The following is a 19,556-nucleotide window of genomic DNA, read 5'->3' as shown; positions in this document are numbered from 1 at the left end:
GCCTGTTACTTAACCAGCCCGATCTCGCGTAACCGTTCCATCAGGTATTCATCGCTGGTGATCGGTGGGTAGCGTTTCGGGTTGTCTTCGGTGACGCACTGCGGCAGTGCATCCAGCGAGGTGCCCGGGTTTGGGTGGACAAAGAACGGAATGGAGAACCGCGATACCTTGCCGGCCTCGCCTTTGGGGTTAACCACACGGTGCGTGGTTGAAGGCAGCACGTGGTTGGTCAGGCGTTGCAGCATGTCGCCCACGTTGCAGATGATGGTGCCTTCAATCATCGAGATACCGACCCATTCACCGCGCATGTTCTTCACTTCCAGCCCTTCCTGCTCGGAACCGACCAGCAGCGTGATCAGGTTGATGTCTTCGTGAGCGCCGGCCCGCACGTTAGGCAGGTTGGGGTCAGTAATTGGCGGGTAATGCAGTGGCCGGAGAATGCTGTTGCCGTAGTTTACCTTTTCGTCGAAATAGTGCCGGTCTTCGCCGATAAACAAGGCAAACGCTTGCAGCAGTTCCTGAGACAGCGCATCCAGCTCGTAGTAAAGCCGCAGCATGGCGTCTTTGAACTCGGGCACTTCTTCCGGCCAGATATTCGGGGTCAGGTCTTTGTGCGGCGGTTCGCCTTCAATCTCGCGGCCCACATGCCAGAACTCTTTCAGGTCGACGTGTTCGGCGTTCTTGGCAATCTCGGTACCGAATGGGGTATAGCCCCGGGTGCCGCCATTGTTTTTGAAATAGGCTTTCTTGGTGTCATCGGGCAGGGCAAAAACTTTTTCAGCCGCTCGTAAGGCATTAATGGCCACTGACGAATCGATGCCATGGCCGGTAATGCCAGCAAAGCCCCAGGCCTGATAGGCCGCGCCCATTTCCTGAACAAAGCCTTCGGGGTCAGTTTTAAAACGGCGTAAATCGAGCGTTGGAATGGTGTTCATATCGGCAGTCTCTCGTTCAGGCGATGCCTGATAATACGGTTATCCCCCGCTACGGTGACAAGGCCGCAGCGGGGGATGGTCTCAGTGAGATCCCGAATCTTGTCGGGTGAGGCGTTTATTCGCCTTCTGATCTCAAGTGTGTGACTGGTCCGGCCAGGGATCACCCGGCCCAAGGATCAAGCACGTTCTTTCACGTAGGGTTTGCCAATGGCCTTGGGCGCTACCGCGCGGCCAATAAAGCCACCCAGCAACACAACGGTCAGAATGTACGGCAATGCCTCTACCAACTGAACCGGCACTTCAAAGCCAAAGATGATGGCCCCCTGGCTGCGGTCGGCAATGGCCTGCAAGGCCCCGAACAGCAAACAGGCCAGCATGGTTGTTTTGGGCCGCCATTTGCCGAAAATCAGCGCTGCCAGCGCCATGTAGCCTTTACCGGCACTCATGTTCGGCGAGAACTGAGCGGTCAGTGCCACGGCCAGGTACACACCGGCAAAGCCAGCCAGCACACCACACACCAGCAACGCCAGGTAGCGCACCTGCGTTACAGAAATACCAGCCGTATCGACGGCCTGGGGGTTTTCACCCGTAGCCCGCAGACGCAAACCGAAACGGGTGCGGAACAGCACGAACCAGCACAGCGGCACCGCCAAAAAGGCCAGGTACACCAGAATATAGTGCCCACTGAGCAATTCGGAGTAGATGCCACCGATAATCGGTACATCGGCCAGGGCATCGGCAAACGGGAACACGATCGGCTCGAAGCGGGCGTTCAGCTCCTCAGCCCGGCTGACCAGGTTGGGCGTATTGCCGCCCTGACTGAACCAGTAGTTCCCCACCGCAGCCGTCAGGCCCGCAGCCAGAATATTGATCGCCAGACCCGAGACCACATGGTCACCGTTGTGGGTGACGGTGGCAAAGGCGTGCAGTTGGGCAAAGACAACCGAGGCCATGATGCCCGCGAGCAGGCCCATCCACGGCGAGCCGGTGTAATAGGCCGCCGAGGCACCGGCGAAGGCGCTGATCAGAATCTTGCCTTCCAGAGCAATGTTCACAATGCCTGAGCGCTCGGAAAACATGCCGGCCAGAGCGGCAAAAATCAGCGGCGTGGCATTACGCAGAGTGGCGTCCAGAATCAGAATAATGCTGTCGAATAGTTCCATGATCAGGCCTCCGCCGCGAGTTCTTCAGAGGTCTTTCTGCGGTTGCTGGTTAACCGCAAATAGAGCCGTTCAATCGGATGCTTCATCATGTTTTGCAAGGCGCCCGAGAACAGGATAACCAGCCCCTGCAACACCACGACAATGCGCGCGTCCACCGAGTATTCGAACTGCAATTCACTCCCGCCCTGGGTGAGGAAGCCGAACAGCAAACTGGCGATCACGATGCCCACCGGGTGGTTACGCCCCATCAGCGCCACAGCAATGCCGGTAAAGCCCATCTGATTCACCAGGTTCAGCTTGATCTGGTGCGCTTCACCCTGCACCACGTTCAGCGCCATAAAGCCGGCCAGGCCACCGCCAATGATCATGATCATGATGACGGTTCCCGGAATGCTGATGCCGCCGTACTGGGCACCGGAGGCGTTGCTGCCCATGGCCCGTACTTCATAGCCCCAGCGGGTCCGCCAGAGGAAGAACCAGACGGCAAAGGCAACAAACAGCGCCCAGAACATCGACAGGTTAAGCGGTGAGCGATCAATTGAAATACCAATCAACGCCAGCGCTTCATGCATCTTCGGGATCCAGGAAGACGGATCAAAGACCGCACTTTCCACCGACATGGTGCCGGCCGGCTTCATGAAGTTGATCAGTAGGTAGTTCATCAGCGAGGCGGCGATGAAGTTGAACATGATGGTGGTAATAACGATGTGCGAGCCGCGCTTGGCCTGCAGCCAGGCGGGAATCAGCGCCCAGAGGCCACCGAACACAAAGGCCGCAATAATGCTGATCGGCAATAACACAATTAACGGCACATGGCCGCCCAAGCCCAGACAAACCAGGCCTACGCCCAGTGCGCCTATGTAAGCCTGACCTTCACCGCCAATGTTGAACATCCCGGCCTGAAACACCACAGCCACGGCCAGCCCGGTAAAGATGTAACTGGTCATGTAATAGAGGGTGTAGCCCCAGCCATAGGAGCTGCCAAAGGCGCCATAAACCATGGCCTGTAACGCATCGAGCGGATTAATGTTCAGATACCAGAAGACCAGAGCCGCTGCCAGGGCAGCCATGGCCACGTTGGCCAGGGGGATGACCCCTACGGTGATCCAGGCGGGTATTCGGTGTTGACTCATGCTGGTTCCTCCGCCTGCAACGCCTTGATTTCATCGGGAACAATGTTGGCCATCATCAGGCCAAGGGTCCGTTCGTCGGCTTTATCGGCCGGTACTTCACCGACGATGGTGCCGTCGAACATCACCAGAATGCGGTCCGACAGTGAGCGGATTTCATCCAGCTCAACCGAGACCAGCAAAATGGCCTTGCCCGCGTCGCGCATTTCCAGGATACGTTTGTGAATGGATTCGATCGCGCCAATGTCGACGCCCCGGGTTGGCTGTCCAATCAGCAGGACATCCGGGTTCTGTTCAATTTCGCGGGCAATCACCAGCTTTTGCTGATTACCCCCGGAGAAGTTGGCCGTTTTCAGATAGGGGTCTTGCGGGCGAACATCCCAGCGCTCCATCTTTTCCTTACAATCTTCAATAATGGCGCCTTGCTTCATTTGCAGAGCACCGTTGTATTCATGATTGCGGTGGTAGCCGAGCACAAAGGCTTCGTAGGCCGAAAACGTATTAATCAGGCCCATGCGATGCCGGTCTTCCGGAATGTGCCCAATGCCAGCCTTGCGCACTTGCGACGGGTTCATCGGGTGCTGGGCATCGAGGGTGTGGCCGTTCAAATCGATGGTGCCACTGTCGACCGGGGTAATGCCCGCCAGCGTCTCCAGCAATTCGGACTGACCATTCCCGGAAACGCCGGCAATACCAACGATCTCGCCGGCACGCACATCCAGTGACACATTATCGAGGCGTTTAACCCCGGCACTGTCGGTCATGCTCAGGTTACGCACAGACAGTTTTACATCACCCGGTGCTGAATCGCCTTTGTCGACTTGCAGCAATACCTTGCGACCGACCATCAGCTCCGCCAGTTCTTCCTGGTTGGTCTCGGCCGTTTTTACGTGGGCGACCATCTCGCCGCGCCGCATGACCGATACGTTGTCGGTCGCCGCCAGAATCTCGCGTAATTTGTGGGTGATCAGGATGACCGTGGTGCCCTGAGCCTTAAGCGAGTCGAGCACTTTAAATAGATGCTCTGTTTCCTGCGGGGTCAGCACGCCGGTGGGTTCGTCCAGAATCAGAATCCGGGCGCCGCGGTACAGCGCCTTGAGAATTTCGATGCGTTGCTGAAACCCCACCGACAATTCTTCAACGGGCTGGTCCAGCGGTACCGACAAGCCGAATTCATCCGATAACCGGTTCAGTTCAGTGCGGGCTTTATCGAGGCTGTCATCAATCAGTTCACCACTCTCGGCGCCCAGAACGACGTTCTCCAGCGCAGTAAAGTTCTGAATCAGCATGAAATGCTGATGGACCATACCAATGCCCGAGGCAATGGCGGTTTTGGAATCCCTGATCTTCAGCACCTGGCCATCGATGGCAATGTCACCCCGGTCAGCTTCGTAAAAGCCGTAGATGATGCTCATCAGCGTGGACTTGCCAGCACCGTTTTCGCCGACGATACCGTGAATGGTGCCTTTTTCGACCTTCAGATCGATGTTCTTATTGGCATGTACCGCACCAAAGTGCTTGTCGATGCCGCGCAGCTCGAGGGCGTATTCTGCAGCAGAGTGGGTCTGGGCAGTCATGGGTCACCCGGTCAGTAGAGGTTAATGGAAACGCTGTATGCTCTGAGAGTAGCCGAACATGCGTCGGGTCTCACTCGGTTCGGAAATCGTCCGAACCGGACGTCGCCCTCCCCGGGAGTCTGACAGACTCCCGGGGAGGGCGTTAATAATACATCGGCCGGAACCAGGACAGGCCCGGGAACCGGCCGAACGGGGTGTGACTGACAAGAATCATCACCCCAATAAAAAAGCACTTGCCGCCAGGCAGGTGCTTTTAACAGCATCGAGCTGTGATCAGATATCGCAGCTGCTGGTGGCAGTGTAGTCGTGAACGCTGATGGAACCGTCCACAATACCGGCCCGAATTTCAGCCATACGAGTCTGCATTTCTTCGGTGATCAGGTCTTCGTTGAACTCGTCCAGTGCCCAGTCAACGCCGTTGGCACCCAGATCCAGCACCTTGATGCCACCTTCCCACTCACCGGCCTGAGCTTCTTCCCAGGAGGCGTAAGCCGCAACACCCACACGCTTGACCATGGAGGTCAGCATGGTGCCTGGCTGCAGGTAGTTCTGGTTGGAGTCGACGCCGATGGCGTAAACGCCTTCGTCAGCCGCAGCCTGGTAAACACCGATACCGGTACCACCGGCAGCAGCGAAGATCACGTCTGCACCCTGGGAAATCTGTGACTTGGCCAGTTCAGAACCACGGGCCGGGTCGTTAAACGCCGCCGGGGTTGAACCCGTCATGTTCTCGAAGTACTCGATGTCGCTGTTCACATACTGGGCACCTTGCTGGTAACCACAGGCGAACTTGCGAATCAGCGGGATGTCCATACCACCGACAAAACCAACCGCGCCGTTCTCGGACGCCATGGCAGCCAGCGCACCGACCAGGAAAGAACCCTGATGCTCGGCGAAGACGATGGACTGAACGTTTGGCAGGTCAACAACAGAGTCGATGATGGAGAACTGAACATCCGGATACTCAGCCGCTACTTTCTCAACCGAAGACGAGTAGTTGAAGCCTACCGCGACGATCGGGCTGAAACCACGATCGGCCAGACGACGCAGGCCTTGCTCACGCTGCTCTTCGTTTTGCGGTTCAAATTCACGGACGGCAATGCCTTTGTCCATGGTGAACTGCTCGGCACCGTTGCGATAGACCGCTTCGTTAAAGGATTTGTCGAACTTGCCTGCTGTGTCATAGACGACCGCAGGTTGGAAATCTTCCGCTGCGGCGATGGCAGCAGAAAAGGACAGCACAGCTGCAGCAGCCGCTTTCAACATTGGTTTCATGGTGAATCCCCTTTCAGCGTTAATGTTATGGTTGTTTTGCATACGCCCAACGAACCCCTCAAGGGGCCATTGGAAGCACTCTAGGCAAAGCTGACCGTTTGGTCAACCCCGCAAAGCTCGTTTGCAACAAACTGTTGCATTATACACAGCCACTTCGTCGTTACATCGCTAGAATCACAGCTGATTCATCCTGGATTCATCTATCGCGATCAGGCCCGGCATCAGTAGCTTGCTCAGCCTTCCAGCAAGGGCACCGGGCACTGATTGTTCGAGGCATAGTTGTGCACCCGAATACGACCGTCAATGATGCGCTCACGCAGCTGGGTCATCTCTTTTTCCATATCCAGCGTGACCAGCTGGCGATTGAAAATATCCAACGACCAGTCCACGCCATTTTCTGCCAGGCCCAGCTGTTGCACCCCGGGCTGCCACTGGCCGTTCACGGCCTGCTCCCAACTGGTGAAGGCCGCCACACCTACCCGTTTGACCATAGAGGTCAGCATGGTGCCCAGGTGCAGGTAGTTCTGGCTGGAGTCGACCGCAATGGCCAGAGTGCCACTGTCTTCGGCGGCCCGGTATACACCAACGCCACTGCCACCGGCGGCGGCGTAAATCACTTCAGCGCCCCGCTCAACCAGTTCCAGCGCCAATTCATTCCCACGCTCGGGGCTCGACCAGGCCTGGGGGGTATCGCCGATCATGCGCACCATGACCTGGGAATCATCGTCGACGTACTGCGCGCCCTGGGCATAACCGCAGGCAAAGCCGCGAATAAAGGGCAGATCCATGCCGCCGACAAACCCCAGCGGTGCGCCGCCTGTTCTCATCGCTGACAGCGCTCCAACCAGAAACGACCCTTCCCACTCTTTAAAGATCAGGGACTGAACGTTTGGCAGATCAACCACAGAGTCGATGATGGTGAACTGAATATCCGGAAATTCCGGCGCCACAGCGGTCAGCGCAGGGGCATAGGAGAAGCCAACCGCAACGATCGGGCTGCGCCCCTGGCTGGCCAGGTCCCGCAGGGCCGATTCAAAAGCGTCGGCGGTGGAGGGGTTTACCTCCACAACATCGATATCGTAGGTAGACTGAAACCGGGTTACCCCTTCACGGAACACCGCTTCATTAAAGGAGTTATCAAATTTAACACCGTCGGAGTAGGCCACGGCGGGCAACACCTCGGCACTTGCCCAACTAACGCTTACAGCCAGAACAACACTGAATATACGAACCAATTTCATGCAAACCTCATATTTGACCTAGCGGTTAGTTTTTACACAGTATAAGGACTCTTGTCTGCCTGATCGAGCCTTGTCGACAACAATCATCAGCAGTACCTCCGGCAGATAAAGGGCGCACTCACATCACCCTCTCCCGGGTGCAGGAATCCGGGTCTATCCATTAGGTTCAGTCGGTTTTCAATAAGAAAGGGCCAGCCGATTGGCTGGCCCTTTCCGTTGGGCGGGAATTTTAAAGCGAGGATTGTACCAAGTTGACCAATGAGTCAGATGTGATGCCAAAATGGGCATACAGATCACCGGCGGGAGCCGATTCACCAAAGCTGGTCATGCCCAGCACAGCACCGTCGAGACCCACGTACTTGTACCAGTAGTCGGCAATGCCGGCTTCCACGGCAAAGCGCTTGATGCCGCGTGGCAAAACGGTGTCCCGGTAGGCGGCGTCCTGGGCGTCGAAACGCTCGGTGCAGGGCATTGAGACCACGCGCGTCGCCACACCTTTCGCTTCCAGGGCTTCAGCGGCTTCAACCGCCAAACCCACTTCGGAACCGGTGGCGATCAGAACCGCAGCCGGCGTGCCGTTGCTGTCTTTGAGCACGTAACCGCCCCGTTCGATGTCAGCCAGCTGCTGCGCTGAGCGTTTTTGGTGCGTCAGACCCTGACGGGAGAACACCAGGGCGCTTGGCCGGTCGCTGCTTTGAATCGCCGACTTCCAGGCAACGGCACTTTCCACCGCATCGGCCGGGCGCCAGGTATCCAGATTCGGCGTCAGGCGCAGTGAAGACAGCTGCTCAACCGGCTGGTGCGTTGGGCCGTCTTCGCCGAGACCGATCGAATCGTGGGTGTAGACGTGAATCAGCGGCTGCTTCATCAATGCCGACATACGAACCGCGTTGCGGGCGTATTCCATGAAGATCAGGAAGGTAGCGCCATAGGGGCGGAAGCCGCCGTGCAGAGCCAGGCCGTTCATGATCGCAGTCATGCCGAATTCACGCACGCCATAGAAACAGTAGTTGCCGTCTGGCTCGGCCTGGCTGATGCCACGCGCGCCGCTCCACAGCGTCAGGTTCGACCCCGCCAAATCGGCCGACCCACCCAGCAGTTCAGGCAGGTTGGGCGCCAGTGCTTCAATGGCGTTTTGCGACGCCTTGCGGCTGGCGATGGTTTCCGCCTTGTCGTTGACGCTGGCGATGTAGTCATTGGCGATCTTGTCGAAATCGGCCGGCAACTCACCTTTCACGCGGCGCTCAAATTCAGCCGCCAGGTCCGGATAGGCCGCTTTGTACTCGGCGAACTGGTCATCCCACTTTGACTCCGCCTTACGTCCCTTGCCACGGGCATCCCAGGCGTCGTAGATGTCTTGCGGAATTTCGAAGGCACCGTGAGTCCAGCCCAGCTTCTTGCGGGCCAGCTCGATTTCATCATCACCCAGGGGCGCGCCGTGGCTGGATTCCTTGCCTTCTTTATTGGGTGAACCGAAGCCAATGATGGTCTTGCAGCAGATCAGCGTTGGCTGGTCGGTGTTTTCCCGGGCGGTTTCGATGGCCTGTTGAATCTCTTCCGGGTCGTGACCGTTTACCCGCGGAATCACTTGCCAGCCGTATGCCTCAAACCGCTTAACGGTATCATCGGTAAACCAGCCAGCGACTTCGCCGTCGATCGAAATGCCGTTGTCGTCATAAAACGCAATCAGTTTGCCCAGTCCCAGAGTCCCCGCCAGTGATGACACCTCATGAGACACCCCCTCCATCAGACAGCCGTCACCGAGGAAGACGTAGGTATTGTGGTCAACAATGGTGTGACCCTTGCGGTTGAACTGAGCCGCCAGAGTCTTCTCTGCCATGGCAAAGCCAACGGCGTTGGCCAGACCCTGACCCAGCGGGCCGGTGGTGGTCTCTACGCCCGGCGTATAACCGTATTCGGGGTGGCCCGGGGTGCGTGAATGCAACTGGCGGAACTGTTTCAGATCGTCAATGCCCAGGTCATAGCCTGCCAGGTGCAGCAGTGAATATTGCAGCATTGAGCCATGTCCGTTGGACAGAATAAAGCGGTCGCGATCAACCCACTTCGGGTTGGTCGGGTTGTGCTTGAGGTGGTCGCACCACAGCACCTGAGCAATATCAGCCATGCCCATTGGCATGCCCGGATGACCGGATTTGGCTTTCTGCACGGCATCCATACTCAGGGCACGGATGGCATTGGCAAGTTCACTACGTGACGGCATCGAAAAGTCCTCGGCTGTTGGTTTTCGGGAGCGGCAAACACCCGGGTAAGCGGGAAAGGGCGTGAATTGTCCCAAAAATAACCGGTGGGGGCAAAGCGTCTGACGCATCCGTGCAGATTAATCGCACAAATCTATATCAAAATATATTGATATAGTTATTGAGAAAGCGGAGGGGCACTGCTAGTCTTGCCGCCATGAAACTAGACCTCGTACCGTCTTTCTTTAAAGCCATCGGTGACCCGACCCGCCTGACCGTGCTGCAGGCGCTGGGCCACGGGGCCTTTGGCGTGCTTGAACTGAGCGATCTGCTCGACGTTCGCCAGTCCGGTATGAGCCATCATCTGAAGATACTGAGCAAGGCTGGCTGGGTGGAAAGCCGCCGCGAAGGCAACAGCATTTATTACCGCCGGTCGCTCGGCGATGCACTCTCGATTCAGCAGCAACTGTTCCGGGAGCTCGATCAGTATGAACTGCCTGACGATTTGCAACGTAAACTCGCCGACATACGCGCGGCCCGCCTGAACGCGGCCCAGGCGTTCTTTGCCAACCACGCCGACGAGTTTGAACTGCACCAGGAGCGCATTGCCCTGTTTCATCAGTACGGCCCGGAAACGCTGCAGCTTCTGGACAGCTGCCGCCAGCAATCGCACCAGCGCGCACTTGAAGTCGGGCCCGGCAAAGGGGAGTTTCTGACCGCGCTGAACGACCGGTTTCGCCAGGTCGTCGGCATTGATATTTCAGCCGCCATGCTTGAGCAGGCCCGCATTCCGGCACGGCAGCTACGCCACGTCGAGCTGCGTGAAGGCGATACCGAAAGCCTGATGGCCGAGGACGAACAATTCGATGTCGTGGTCTATAACATGGTGCTGCATCACGTACCCGCACCCGGCCAGGAAGTGATCAATTGCGCACACCTGATGGCACCGGGCGCCTTGCTGGTGATTACCGACCTGTGCCGCCACGATCAGGAATGGGCGCATCACCAATGTGGCGACCAGTGGCTCGGTTTCGAGCCGGATGAATTGCACCAGTGGGCCGAATCGGCCGGGCTGGATCACGAACAGGGGCGCTTTCTGGCCCTGCGCAACGGCTTTCAGGTGCAAACCCAGGTCTACCGCAAGCCGCCGCAAACACCGCTTTTTACTGATACCAGCGAGGCAAACGCCGCTGCTGGACACCCACTCACGTCGCTGAACTGAGGAACACAGCCCATGAGCGAGTACAGCCTCTTTACTTCCGAATCGGTCTCTGAAGGCCATCCGGACAAAATGGCCGACCAGATATCCGACGCCGTCCTGGACGCCATTCTGACTGAAGACAAAAACGCCCGCGTTGCCGTCGAGACCATGGTCAAGACCGGCATGGCGATCATCGCCGGTGAAGTCCGCACCGATACTTACGTCGATCTGGAAGACATCGTTCGCGATGTGATTCTCGACATCGGTTACGACAGCTCCGACGTCGGTTTCGACGGCGCTTCCTGTGCGGTATTGAACGCCATTGGCAAGCAGTCGTCCGACATTGCCCAGGGCGTTGACGAAGCCGACAACAAAGACCTCGGCGCTGGCGACCAGGGCCTGATGTTCGGTTATGCCACCAACGAAACCGACTCTTACATGCCCGCCCCTATTTATTACAGCCACCGTCTGGTTGAACACCAGGCCAAGCTGCGCAAAAACGGCGTGCTGCCCTGGTTGCGTCCGGATGCCAAATCCCAGGTCACGCTGCGTTACGAAAACGGCCTGCCGGTCGCCGTCGACGCCGTCGTACTGTCGACCCAGCACAACCCGGAAATCAGCCTCTCCGATCTGCGCGAAGCGGTGATGGAACACATCATCAAGCCCGTGTTGCCGGCCGAGTGGCTGCACAGCGACACCCGCTACCACATCAACCCGACAGGTAACTTCGTGATTGGTGGCCCGGTGGGCGACTGTGGCCTCACCGGCCGCAAGATCATTGTCGATACCTACGGCGGCATGGCACGCCACGGTGGCGGTGCGTTCTCCGGCAAAGACCCGTCCAAAGTGGACCGCTCTGCCGCCTACGCCGGTCGCTATGTCGCCAAGAACATTGTTGCTGCCGGCCTGGCCGACAAGTGCGAGATTCAGGTGTCCTACGCGATCGGTGTATCTGAACCGACCTCGATCTCGATCAACACCTTTGGCACCAATAAGGTCGACGAAGCACTGATCGCCGACCTGGTGCGCGAACACTTCGACCTGCGCCCGCGCGGCATCATCGAAATGCTCGACCTGCTGCGCCCGATTTATCGCCCCACTGCCGCCTATGGCCACTTTGGCCGCGAAGGTTTCAGCTGGGAAGCCACGGATAAGGCAGCGGCGCTAAAGGCCGCTGCCAAGTTGTGAGCTAAGAGCTAAGAGCTACGAGCTACGAGCTACGAGCTGTTAGCTCAAAACTCGCAGCTCGCAGCTCAAAAAACTTTCTTTTCAGGAGATTACTATGACCACCGCCGTGAATCTGGATACCTTCACCGACTATAAAGTCGCTGATATTTCGCTGGCCGCCTATGGCCGCAAAGAAATCAACATCGCCGAACGTGAAATGCCGGCGCTGATGGCCCTGCGCAACAAGTACAAGGCCGACCAGCCGCTCAAGGATGCACGCATCATGGGCTGCATTCACATGACCATTCAAACCGCCGTACTGATCGAGACCCTGGTCGAACTGGGTGCCGAAGTGCGCTGGTCGTCATGCAACATTTTTTCAACTCAGGATCACGCCGCTGCCGCCATTGCCGCTGCCGGCATCCCGGTCTTTGCCTGGAAAGGCGAAACCGAAGAAGAGTTCCTGTGGTGCATCGAGCAAACCATTCTGGCTGAAAAAGAAAGCAGCGACGTCTGGAATGCCAACCTGATTCTCGACGACGGCGGCGACCTCACCGAGATGGTTCACAGCAAATACCCGCAGTTGCTGAACGACATCCACGGTATTTCGGAAGAAACCACCACCGGCGTGCACCGTCTGCTGGAAATGCTGGAAGAAGGCGCGCTGAAAGTACCGGCGATCAACGTTAACGACGCCGTGACCAAATCAAAGAACGACAACAAATACGGCTGCCGTCACTCGCTGAACGATGCGATCAAACGCGCCACCGACCACCTGCTGGCCGGCAAGAAAGCCCTGGTTATTGGCTACGGTGATGTGGGCAAAGGTTCAGCCGCGTCACTGCGTCAGGAAGGCATGATCGTAAAAGTCACCGAGATCGACCCGATCTGCGCGATGCAGGCCTGCATGGACGGTTTCGAAGTGGTATCGCCGTACAAAAACGGCATCAACGATGGCACCGAAGCCAGCATCAACACTGACGTTCTCGGCACCACCGATCTGATCGTTACCACCACCGGCAACACCAATGTCTGCGACGCCAACATGCTCAAAGCATTGAAGAACGGTGCTGTGGTCAGCAACATCGGTCACTTCGATAACGAAATCGATACCGCCTACATGCGCAAAAACTGGCGCTGGGATGAAATCAAACCCCAGGTCCACCAGATTTTCCGCTCCGACGACGCCGATGATTATCTGATTCTGCTGTCCGAAGGCCGTCTGGTGAACCTCGGTAACGCCACCGGTCACCCGAGCCGCATCATGGACGGTTCTTTTGCCAACCAGGTTCTGGCTCAGATGTACCTGTACGAGCAAAAGTTCGCCGACCTGCCGGCCGACCAGAAAGCCGAAGCGCTGTACGTGAAAATATTGCCGAAGAAGCTCGACGAAGAAGTAGCAGCAGAAATGGTGCGCGGTTTTGGTGGTGTTATCACCACCCTGACCGAAACCCAGGCCAAATACATCCGGGTACCGGTTGAAGGCCCATTCAAACCAAACGACTACAAATACTGAGTCGAGTTTAGCGTTTGGGTTGCCGGGGAGGTGTTGGCCCGCAACGGCCACCGGGTATGCCCCTGTGGGGTCGGCGTAGATCCGTCCATGGAGCCTAGGCCGCAACATCCATGTTGCGGACTACCCCACAGGGACACACCCGGCACCCGTCGCTAACCTCCCGGGCGGAACCTTGAAACCTAAAAACCCACGCTAGTATTTATTACTAGCACCGAGCAGAGTGGCAGCTGCCGGGTGTACCTATCCGGGGATGTCCGCAGCAAGGATGCTGCGGTCTAGGCCCCATGGACGGGTTCACGCCGACCCCGGATAGGTACACCCGGTGGGTGACACGGACTCCTGACTCTATAGCAAGAATGACCAGAGAACATAACTCATGCCTAATTCCGTTCCTGTCAGCTTCGAGTTTTTTCCACCGAAGACAGACGCTGGCTACGAAAAACTGCTGAACGTTCACAGTGAACTGAAGGCTGCTGATCCCGAATTTTTTTCGGTCACCTATGGTGCCGGTGGCTCCACTCAGGAGCGTACCATCAGCACGGTGATCGAACTGAACCAGCGCGGCGTGCAAACGGCTCCGCACCTGTCGTGCATTGGTGCGACTGAAGCGACGCTGACTGACCTGCTCGACCGTTACAAAGACGCCGGTATTCGTCGCATCGTTGCGCTGCGGGGCGACTTGCCTTCAGGTATGGGCGGTACCGGGGGTGATTTCCGGTACGCCGCTGATCTGGTGCGGTTTATCCGTGAACGCTACGACGATACGTTCAAGCTGGAAGTGGCGGCCTACCCGGAAATGCATCCGCAGGCGCCCAATTTTGATCGCGATGTCGACAACTTCGTGGCAAAAGCCAATGCCGGTGCCAACACCGCCATTACGCAGTATTTTTACAGCGTCGATGCTTATGTGCATTTCGTCAGTGAAGTGCGCAAGCGCGATTGTCACATCGATATTGTGCCCGGCATTATGCCGATCACCCAGGTATCAAACCTGATTCGCTTCTCCGACGCCTGCGGCGCTGACATTCCGCGCTGGTTGCGCAAGCAACTGGAAGCCTGTGGCGATGACAGCGCCCGTATTCAGTCGATTGGTTTGGAAGTGGTCAGCAGTTTGTGCCGCGAACTGATCAATGCCGGCGCCCCGGCCCTGCATTTTTACACCATGAACCGGTCTGAGCCATCGCTGGCGATCATCGACCGGCTGTAGCTGGCTCTCAGGCCCTCACCGCCGGTCGCAACAGTTCGACCGGCAGCCCCAGCTTAACCGGGTCTGCTGGCCCTTCCACGGAAATACCGTCTGCTTCGATATCGATGTCTCTGGGCGGCAGGGGCGACTGTTCGCTCAGCTTGTACAACTGGCGCACCCGGTTAGGCTGGTTTTTATCATTGTGCTGCAACACCAGCCCGGCGCAGCCATTGCTCAGCCGAACGCAGGACCCAAGCGGGTAGAGACCCTGAGTCGCAATCAACTGTTGAATCAGCCGTGCATCGAACGTCGCCTGTTTGTGCAGCGCGCCAAGCGCCGCCGTTGGCCGGTAATAAACCTGTTCATCCACCACCTTGTAGGCCAGCCGGTCCACCGCTGCGATCAACTTTGCCATGGGCTGCTCTTTGGCACCCAGCCTGCGCAACAGTGCATGCGTCATCCAGGGGGTGATGCCCGCATCGGCATAGGCGTTCTTTGAGGAAGGTGACCGAACCTGATGGTCAGCCTGCACCAGGCTGATCGCCAGGCGCTGTTCAATGTCGGAATTGTCTTCACTGCGAATTCGGCTGTGCACCAGCAAACCGAAGCGGTCCTGGTGCCAGACCTGACTGAGCGTTCGCAATGATTCAACCAGCTCGGTACTGGCCTCGGCCTTGTTAAGCGCCTGCTGTTTGCGCACGGCCGCCAGGGCGTTGCGCCAGGTCGCGGCGATGTCGAGCGTTACGGTCAGTTCCGGTGACTTTGAGGTTGCCCTGGGCGTGGTCGATGCTTTGTTGCTGTGCGGTTTAAAGCGCACCGGCACCTCGCCATTGGGCAACAGAAACCGGGCGGGTATTTCATCCCGGTTACCGCCGTTTTTAACAAAGTTGATGTGGTCGCGCTGCAAATCGGTAACGACCGCTGAAAATTGCACTTCGGTTTGCGGCAGCAGCGCGGTGTACTTGCAACCAATGCCGGTTACGCCGGTCGACTCATCGAAGTCTGAGCGCAGCATGTCAACCTGGAAACTCAGCTGCGTTTCGTTGGGAAAGGTCAGCTCGACCGACAGTGTTTCGCCCTGCGTGCCATAAAGCTCGGTCAGGTCGCCTTCAAACTCCAGCCGGCAGCCTTCCACCGACATATCGCGCAGTACACCGTAGCGTACTTCACCGGTTTCACTGAGCACCCGGGCATCGATGATCAGGCTGCGCCGGGCCAGCGCGCGGAAGCTCTTGCGGCGTTGTAGATAATACAGTTCGGTTGGCAGCGGGCACTGGTAGCGCGGGTCAGACTCGGTACCGATCGATTTTGCCTGTAACTGACGGGCACGAATGCGCACGCCGTCGAAATAGGTTTCCAGCGTAAACGACTCGCCTGCCGCCAGGTAGCGGGCCATGACTTTGGGCATGGGCTCATCGAGTACCAGCACGCGCTCGCGGGGCCTGATCTCCACCAGGTAGGTGGTCAGGCTGCGATGCCTTTCGGGGAACACCAGCGTAACCGGGGCCATCTGCTGCTTCGCCTGTCGAAACATACGCAGAATATCGGTCTCTTTGGTTACGAACTCACCCTCTGTATCGGTTGTCACCGAAGCCTCTTGGTTTTATCACTATGTCGTCAGTCTACCACTGTCTGCGGGGTGGCAGAACAAGCAACAGACAGGCACCGACCGCCCGGTTTTGCGCGCTTCATTCACGATACCCGTCTACCCCCGCAGGCCAATCAATAGTACCCTTGGCGTCTGGTTCACTGGCACGGAATTCTCGCATGGCACACAAGGTATTCATCGACGGACAGTACGGCACCACTGGCCTGCAAATCCAACAGCGTCTGGAGGCTCACCCCAATGTCGACCTGCTGACTGTCCCGCAGGATAAACGCCGCGATGCCTTGCTGCGCGATGAATGCCTGAACGAAGCCGATGTCGTGTTTCTGTGCCTGCCGGACGACGCCGCGCGCGAAGCCGTCGGCCTGGTCACTAACCCCAATACCGTCATCATCGATGCCTCCAGCGCCCACCGGGTTTCACCGGACTGGGTATACGGCGTGCCGGAGCTGCCCGGTCAGCGCGAGTTGCTGCTCAACAGCAACCGCATTGCCAACCCGGGTTGCTACCCGACCGGCATGACGCTGCTGACCAAGCCGCTGGTCGATGCCGACCTGATTCCCAAAGACTACCCACTCGCGGTACACGCCATCACCGGGTACAGCGGTGGCGGCAAGGCCATGATTGCTGACTACAAAAGCCGCAGCGGTGCGGATCTTGAAGACATTGCCGCCCGGCCCAAAAACCTCGACCTGATGCACAAGCATCTGCCGGAAATGCAGCGCATACCGGGTTTCCAGTTCCCGCCCGTGTTCGTGCCGACCGTCGGTAATTTCGAACAGGGCATGATCGTTCAGGTACCGCTGCACGCCCGTTTGCTGGGTGGCCCGGCAACAGCCCTGCATGAGCGCCTGGCCGCCACCTACGGCGGTGAGCCCTTCGTGCATCTGTTCCCGCTGAACGACCAGTCGCAGCTTGAAGACGGCTTCCTGAAGCCCACCGCCTGCAACGGCACCAACCGGATTGAACTGTTTGTTTACGCGGCCGACAACGGCCTGATCATGCTGATGGCGCGGCTCGACAACCTGGGCAAGGGCGCCTCCGGCGCTGCGGTACAAAACATGAACCTGCGTCTGGGGCTCGATGAGACCACAGGCCTGCTGTAACGCGCCGACCATACGATGAGAATCTCGCGAATCTACCTGCCCGAAGCCGACGGCCCGGGCACCCAACTGGCATTGCCCGAGGGCGCCCATGGCCACCTGGTGCGCGTGCTGCGCCTGGGTGATGGCGCGCCTGTTGAAGTGTTCAATGGTCGTGGCGAGCGCTTTGCGGCCAATCTGACTGACGTATCCAAACGCAGTGCGTCGGTCAGCCTGGCACAACGGCTTGAGCCGGTAGCACCCTCACCGCTGGCAACGCACCTGGGCCTGGTGATGTCGAAGGGCGACCGCATGGACATCGCCTTGCAGAAAGCCACCGAACTCGGTGTCAGCGAGATCACCCCGCTGACCAGCGAGCGTTGCGACCTGCGCTTGAAAGCCGACCGACAAGATAAAAAACAGCAGCACTGGCAGGGTGTCATCACCAGCGCCTGCGAACAATGCGGCCAGGATACCCTGCCGGTTCTGCACCCCATTACCTCACTGCACGACTGGGCCAGCACCCGCCAACAGCCGCTTAAGCTGGTGCTGCACACCTCTGCCCAGCGGCCAAACTGGCCCGGCGAAGCCCCGGAATCCGTCGCCTTTCTGGTCGGCCCAGAAGGCGGGTTAACCGACGATGAAGTAGCCTACGCCCTGCAACAGGGCTTTCAAAGCTGGCAGCTGGGGCAGCGCATTCTCAGAACCGAGACGGCCCCATTGGCCATGCTGGCCATTTTGCAGCACCGCTGGGGCGATTTGTCGTGACCTATGGCGTCTGGCCGGGGTAGCGTTGCTTGGTTAAACTGACGGTTATTGACTAACAGGGAGGCACCCGCATGGATGTTTTTGTATTTATACTCGCTATCATCGCCATCACCACCATTGGCGGGCTGATTAAAGAACAGATGAAACAGCGGCGCAAGGCCGATAACGCCATGGGTGTCGACCAACAAGCGCGCATCGACAAACTGGAAGCCCGTGTCGCCACACTGGAACGCATTCTGACCGACGACAAATCCCAGCTACGCCAGGACATCGACGCCCTGCGTCATGGCTAACGCCATTCGGGCCTGGTTCGGCTTCTGCCCCGGGGGTAGCTCAGTGGCCACAATCCGCGTCGGCTACCGGTGATGCCTCTGTGGGGTCGGCGTGAATCCGTCCTGGCGGTCCGACGTCTCGGGCCTAGGCCGCATGATATGAATCCCCTCCATGGGATTCACCCTTCGGGCTCGCTGCGCTCATGCAAAAACGCTCCCGGCGTTTTAGTCCATGTTGCGGACTTCCCCACAGAGGCATCACCGGCACCCGCCGCTCGTATCCCTCAAAACCCGAAACTCAGGTATCAAGTTTAAATCACTGAAAAGCAAACAACCGGCGCGCATTGGCATAGCTCTGGCGCAGCACTTCAGCCACAGGCACCTGCTTCACGTCTGCAACCTTTTCAATGATAAACGGCAAATACTTGGGCGCATTCTCGCGGCCCCGGTAGGGTGCGGGGGTCAGGAAGGGCGCGTCGGTTTCGACAACCAACTGGTCCATCGGCGTCGCAGCCAGCACTTCGCGCACGTTTTCTGCCTTGTTGAAGGTGATGATGCCGTTGAAACCCAGCATAAAGCCCTGTTCGAGACAGAACTGCCCCAGCTCCAGGCCCGAGGTAAAGCTGTGAATCACGCCCTTCTTCGCCAGACTGGGGGCGAACTCCTTTAAAATGGCCTGGGTATCGGCATCTGCTTCGCGGGTGTGGATGACCACGGGCTGATCGAGCTCGGCGGCGATGGCTAACTGCTCGGCAAACACCCGACGCTGAACATCCCGGTCGGCGTGGTCGTAGTAATAATCGAGCCCGATCTCGCCAATGGCCACAATGCGCTCATCGCGACCGTGAGCGCGCAACTCTGCCGCTGTTTCGGCGGTGTAGGCCTCGGCATCGTGCGGGTGTACGCCCTGAGTAGCGTGGATCATCGGGTCGAGGTCGCGCAGCTCCCGCACTCTGGCCAGGTTATCCGGCGACACCGCGATGGTCACCACCCGCTCAACGCCGACTGCGCGCGCCTGGGCCAGCACCTCGGTCAGGGCCTCGTCTTTCAGGTAATCGAGATGACAATGGGTTTCGATGATCGGGTGATCAAACACCGGTATATCGCGCTTGTTTCGGCTCATCTGAGGCCTCGATCGGGTAGTTTGGTAGAGGGCCGCCAGTGTAATGATCCGAACACTGTAACGCCAACCGATAAACAGCGAATCATGGCACCGCCCAACGGGTATGCCGTAAACTG

Annotated in this window: 16 protein-coding genes; 7 read left to right on the top strand and 9 right to left on the bottom strand. The window is 58.1% G+C overall.

From position 1 onward, the window contains the following. Nucleotides 1–5 precede the first annotated feature (5 nt). The 7 genes from ACHUE7_RS00690 to tkt all read right to left on the bottom strand — a co-directional run bounded on the left by ACHUE7_RS00690 (nucleotide 6) and on the right by tkt (nucleotide 9,542). Nucleotides 6–935, bottom strand: a complete 930-nt coding sequence (locus ACHUE7_RS00690; protein ID WP_394168254.1) for an isopenicillin N synthase family dioxygenase — start codon at nucleotides 933–935, stop codon at nucleotides 6–8. 176 nt (nucleotides 936–1,111) lie between these two features. After that, nucleotides 1,112–2,098, bottom strand: a complete 987-nt coding sequence (locus tag ACHUE7_RS00685; RefSeq protein ID WP_127557684.1) for an ABC transporter permease — start codon at nucleotides 2,096–2,098, stop codon at nucleotides 1,112–1,114. Nucleotides 2,099–2,100: 2 nt separating this feature from the next. Then, entirely contained in the window at nucleotides 2,101–3,231 is a 1,131-nt protein-coding gene (locus ACHUE7_RS00680; protein ID WP_394168253.1) for an ABC transporter permease, read from the bottom strand. Next, nucleotides 3,228–4,805: an ABC transporter ATP-binding protein gene (locus ACHUE7_RS00675; protein WP_394168252.1), complete on the bottom strand. Its 1,578-nt coding sequence runs from the start codon at nucleotides 4,803–4,805 to the stop codon at nucleotides 3,228–3,230. The genes ACHUE7_RS00680 and ACHUE7_RS00675 overlap by 4 nt, the downstream gene beginning before the upstream one ends. A gap of 273 nt (nucleotides 4,806–5,078) precedes the next feature. After that, the gene (locus ACHUE7_RS00670) at nucleotides 5,079–6,080 is read right to left on the bottom strand and encodes a BMP family lipoprotein (RefSeq protein ID WP_348474607.1); all 1,002 of its coding nucleotides are present in this window, start codon (nucleotides 6,078–6,080) and stop codon (nucleotides 5,079–5,081) included. Between the two features lie 233 nt (nucleotides 6,081–6,313). Continuing rightward, entirely contained in the window at nucleotides 6,314–7,321 is a 1,008-nt protein-coding gene (locus ACHUE7_RS00665; RefSeq protein WP_394168251.1) for a BMP family lipoprotein, read from the bottom strand. Nucleotides 7,322–7,550: 229 nt separating this feature from the next. Further along, nucleotides 7,551–9,542: a transketolase gene (gene tkt, locus ACHUE7_RS00660; protein WP_394168250.1), complete on the bottom strand. Its 1,992-nt coding sequence runs from the start codon at nucleotides 9,540–9,542 to the stop codon at nucleotides 7,551–7,553. Nucleotides 9,543–9,736: 194 nt separating this feature from the next. Between tkt and ACHUE7_RS00655 the strand changes: the two genes are divergently transcribed. The 4 genes from ACHUE7_RS00655 (at nucleotide 9,737) to metF (ending at nucleotide 14,610) form a co-directional block, all read left to right on the top strand. Further along, nucleotides 9,737–10,741 carry a metalloregulator ArsR/SmtB family transcription factor gene (locus ACHUE7_RS00655; protein ID WP_394168249.1) on the top strand — a complete coding sequence of 335 codons (1,005 nt, stop codon included), beginning with the start codon at nucleotides 9,737–9,739 and terminating at the stop codon, nucleotides 10,739–10,741. Between the two features lie 12 nt (nucleotides 10,742–10,753). Continuing rightward, a complete protein-coding gene (metK, locus tag ACHUE7_RS00650; RefSeq protein ID WP_394168248.1) occupies nucleotides 10,754–11,908 on the top strand; it encodes a methionine adenosyltransferase in 1,155 nt (384 codons plus the stop codon). A 94-nt stretch (nucleotides 11,909–12,002) separates the two neighbouring features. Beyond that, a complete protein-coding gene (gene ahcY / locus ACHUE7_RS00645; RefSeq protein WP_348474612.1) occupies nucleotides 12,003–13,403 on the top strand; it encodes an adenosylhomocysteinase in 1,401 nt (466 codons plus the stop codon). Between the two features lie 376 nt (nucleotides 13,404–13,779). Further along, complete coding sequence (metF, locus tag ACHUE7_RS00640; RefSeq protein WP_394168247.1) at nucleotides 13,780–14,610, top strand: methylenetetrahydrofolate reductase [NAD(P)H]; 831 nt, start codon at nucleotides 13,780–13,782, stop codon at nucleotides 14,608–14,610. Nucleotides 14,611–14,617: 7 nt separating this feature from the next. On the opposite strand, the gene ACHUE7_RS00635 is transcribed toward metF, so the two are convergent. Next, complete coding sequence (locus ACHUE7_RS00635) at nucleotides 14,618–16,177, bottom strand: flagellar brake protein (protein ID WP_394168246.1); 1,560 nt, start codon at nucleotides 16,175–16,177, stop codon at nucleotides 14,618–14,620. Between the two features lie 179 nt (nucleotides 16,178–16,356). On the opposite strand from ACHUE7_RS00635, the gene argC reads away from it, so the two are divergent. The 3 genes from argC (at nucleotide 16,357) to ACHUE7_RS00620 (ending at nucleotide 18,338) form a co-directional block, all read left to right on the top strand. Beyond that, complete coding sequence (gene argC / locus ACHUE7_RS00630) at nucleotides 16,357–17,301, top strand: N-acetyl-gamma-glutamyl-phosphate reductase (RefSeq protein WP_394168245.1); 945 nt, start codon at nucleotides 16,357–16,359, stop codon at nucleotides 17,299–17,301. 15 nt (nucleotides 17,302–17,316) lie between these two features. Beyond that, nucleotides 17,317–18,045 carry a 16S rRNA (uracil(1498)-N(3))-methyltransferase gene (locus ACHUE7_RS00625; RefSeq protein ID WP_394168244.1) on the top strand — a complete coding sequence of 243 codons (729 nt, stop codon included), beginning with the start codon at nucleotides 17,317–17,319 and terminating at the stop codon, nucleotides 18,043–18,045. 71 nt (nucleotides 18,046–18,116) lie between these two features. Continuing rightward, nucleotides 18,117–18,338: a hypothetical protein gene (locus tag ACHUE7_RS00620; protein ID WP_127557709.1), complete on the top strand. Its 222-nt coding sequence runs from the start codon at nucleotides 18,117–18,119 to the stop codon at nucleotides 18,336–18,338. Nucleotides 18,339–18,633: 295 nt separating this feature from the next. Here the strand turns inward: ACHUE7_RS00620 and ACHUE7_RS00615 are convergent, their stop codons facing one another. Next, a complete protein-coding gene (locus ACHUE7_RS00615) occupies nucleotides 18,634–19,440 on the bottom strand; it encodes a TatD family hydrolase (RefSeq protein WP_394168243.1) in 807 nt (268 codons plus the stop codon). Nucleotides 19,441–19,556 lie beyond the last annotated feature (116 nt).

The organism is Saccharospirillum alexandrii (assembly GCF_043641555.1).
In the GTDB taxonomy this organism is placed as follows: Bacteria; Pseudomonadota; Gammaproteobacteria; order Pseudomonadales; family Natronospirillaceae; genus Saccharospirillum; species Saccharospirillum alexandrii_A.
The sequence above is the reverse complement of the archived record's forward strand: the minus strand, read 5'-3'. Positions and strand labels throughout refer to the sequence as shown.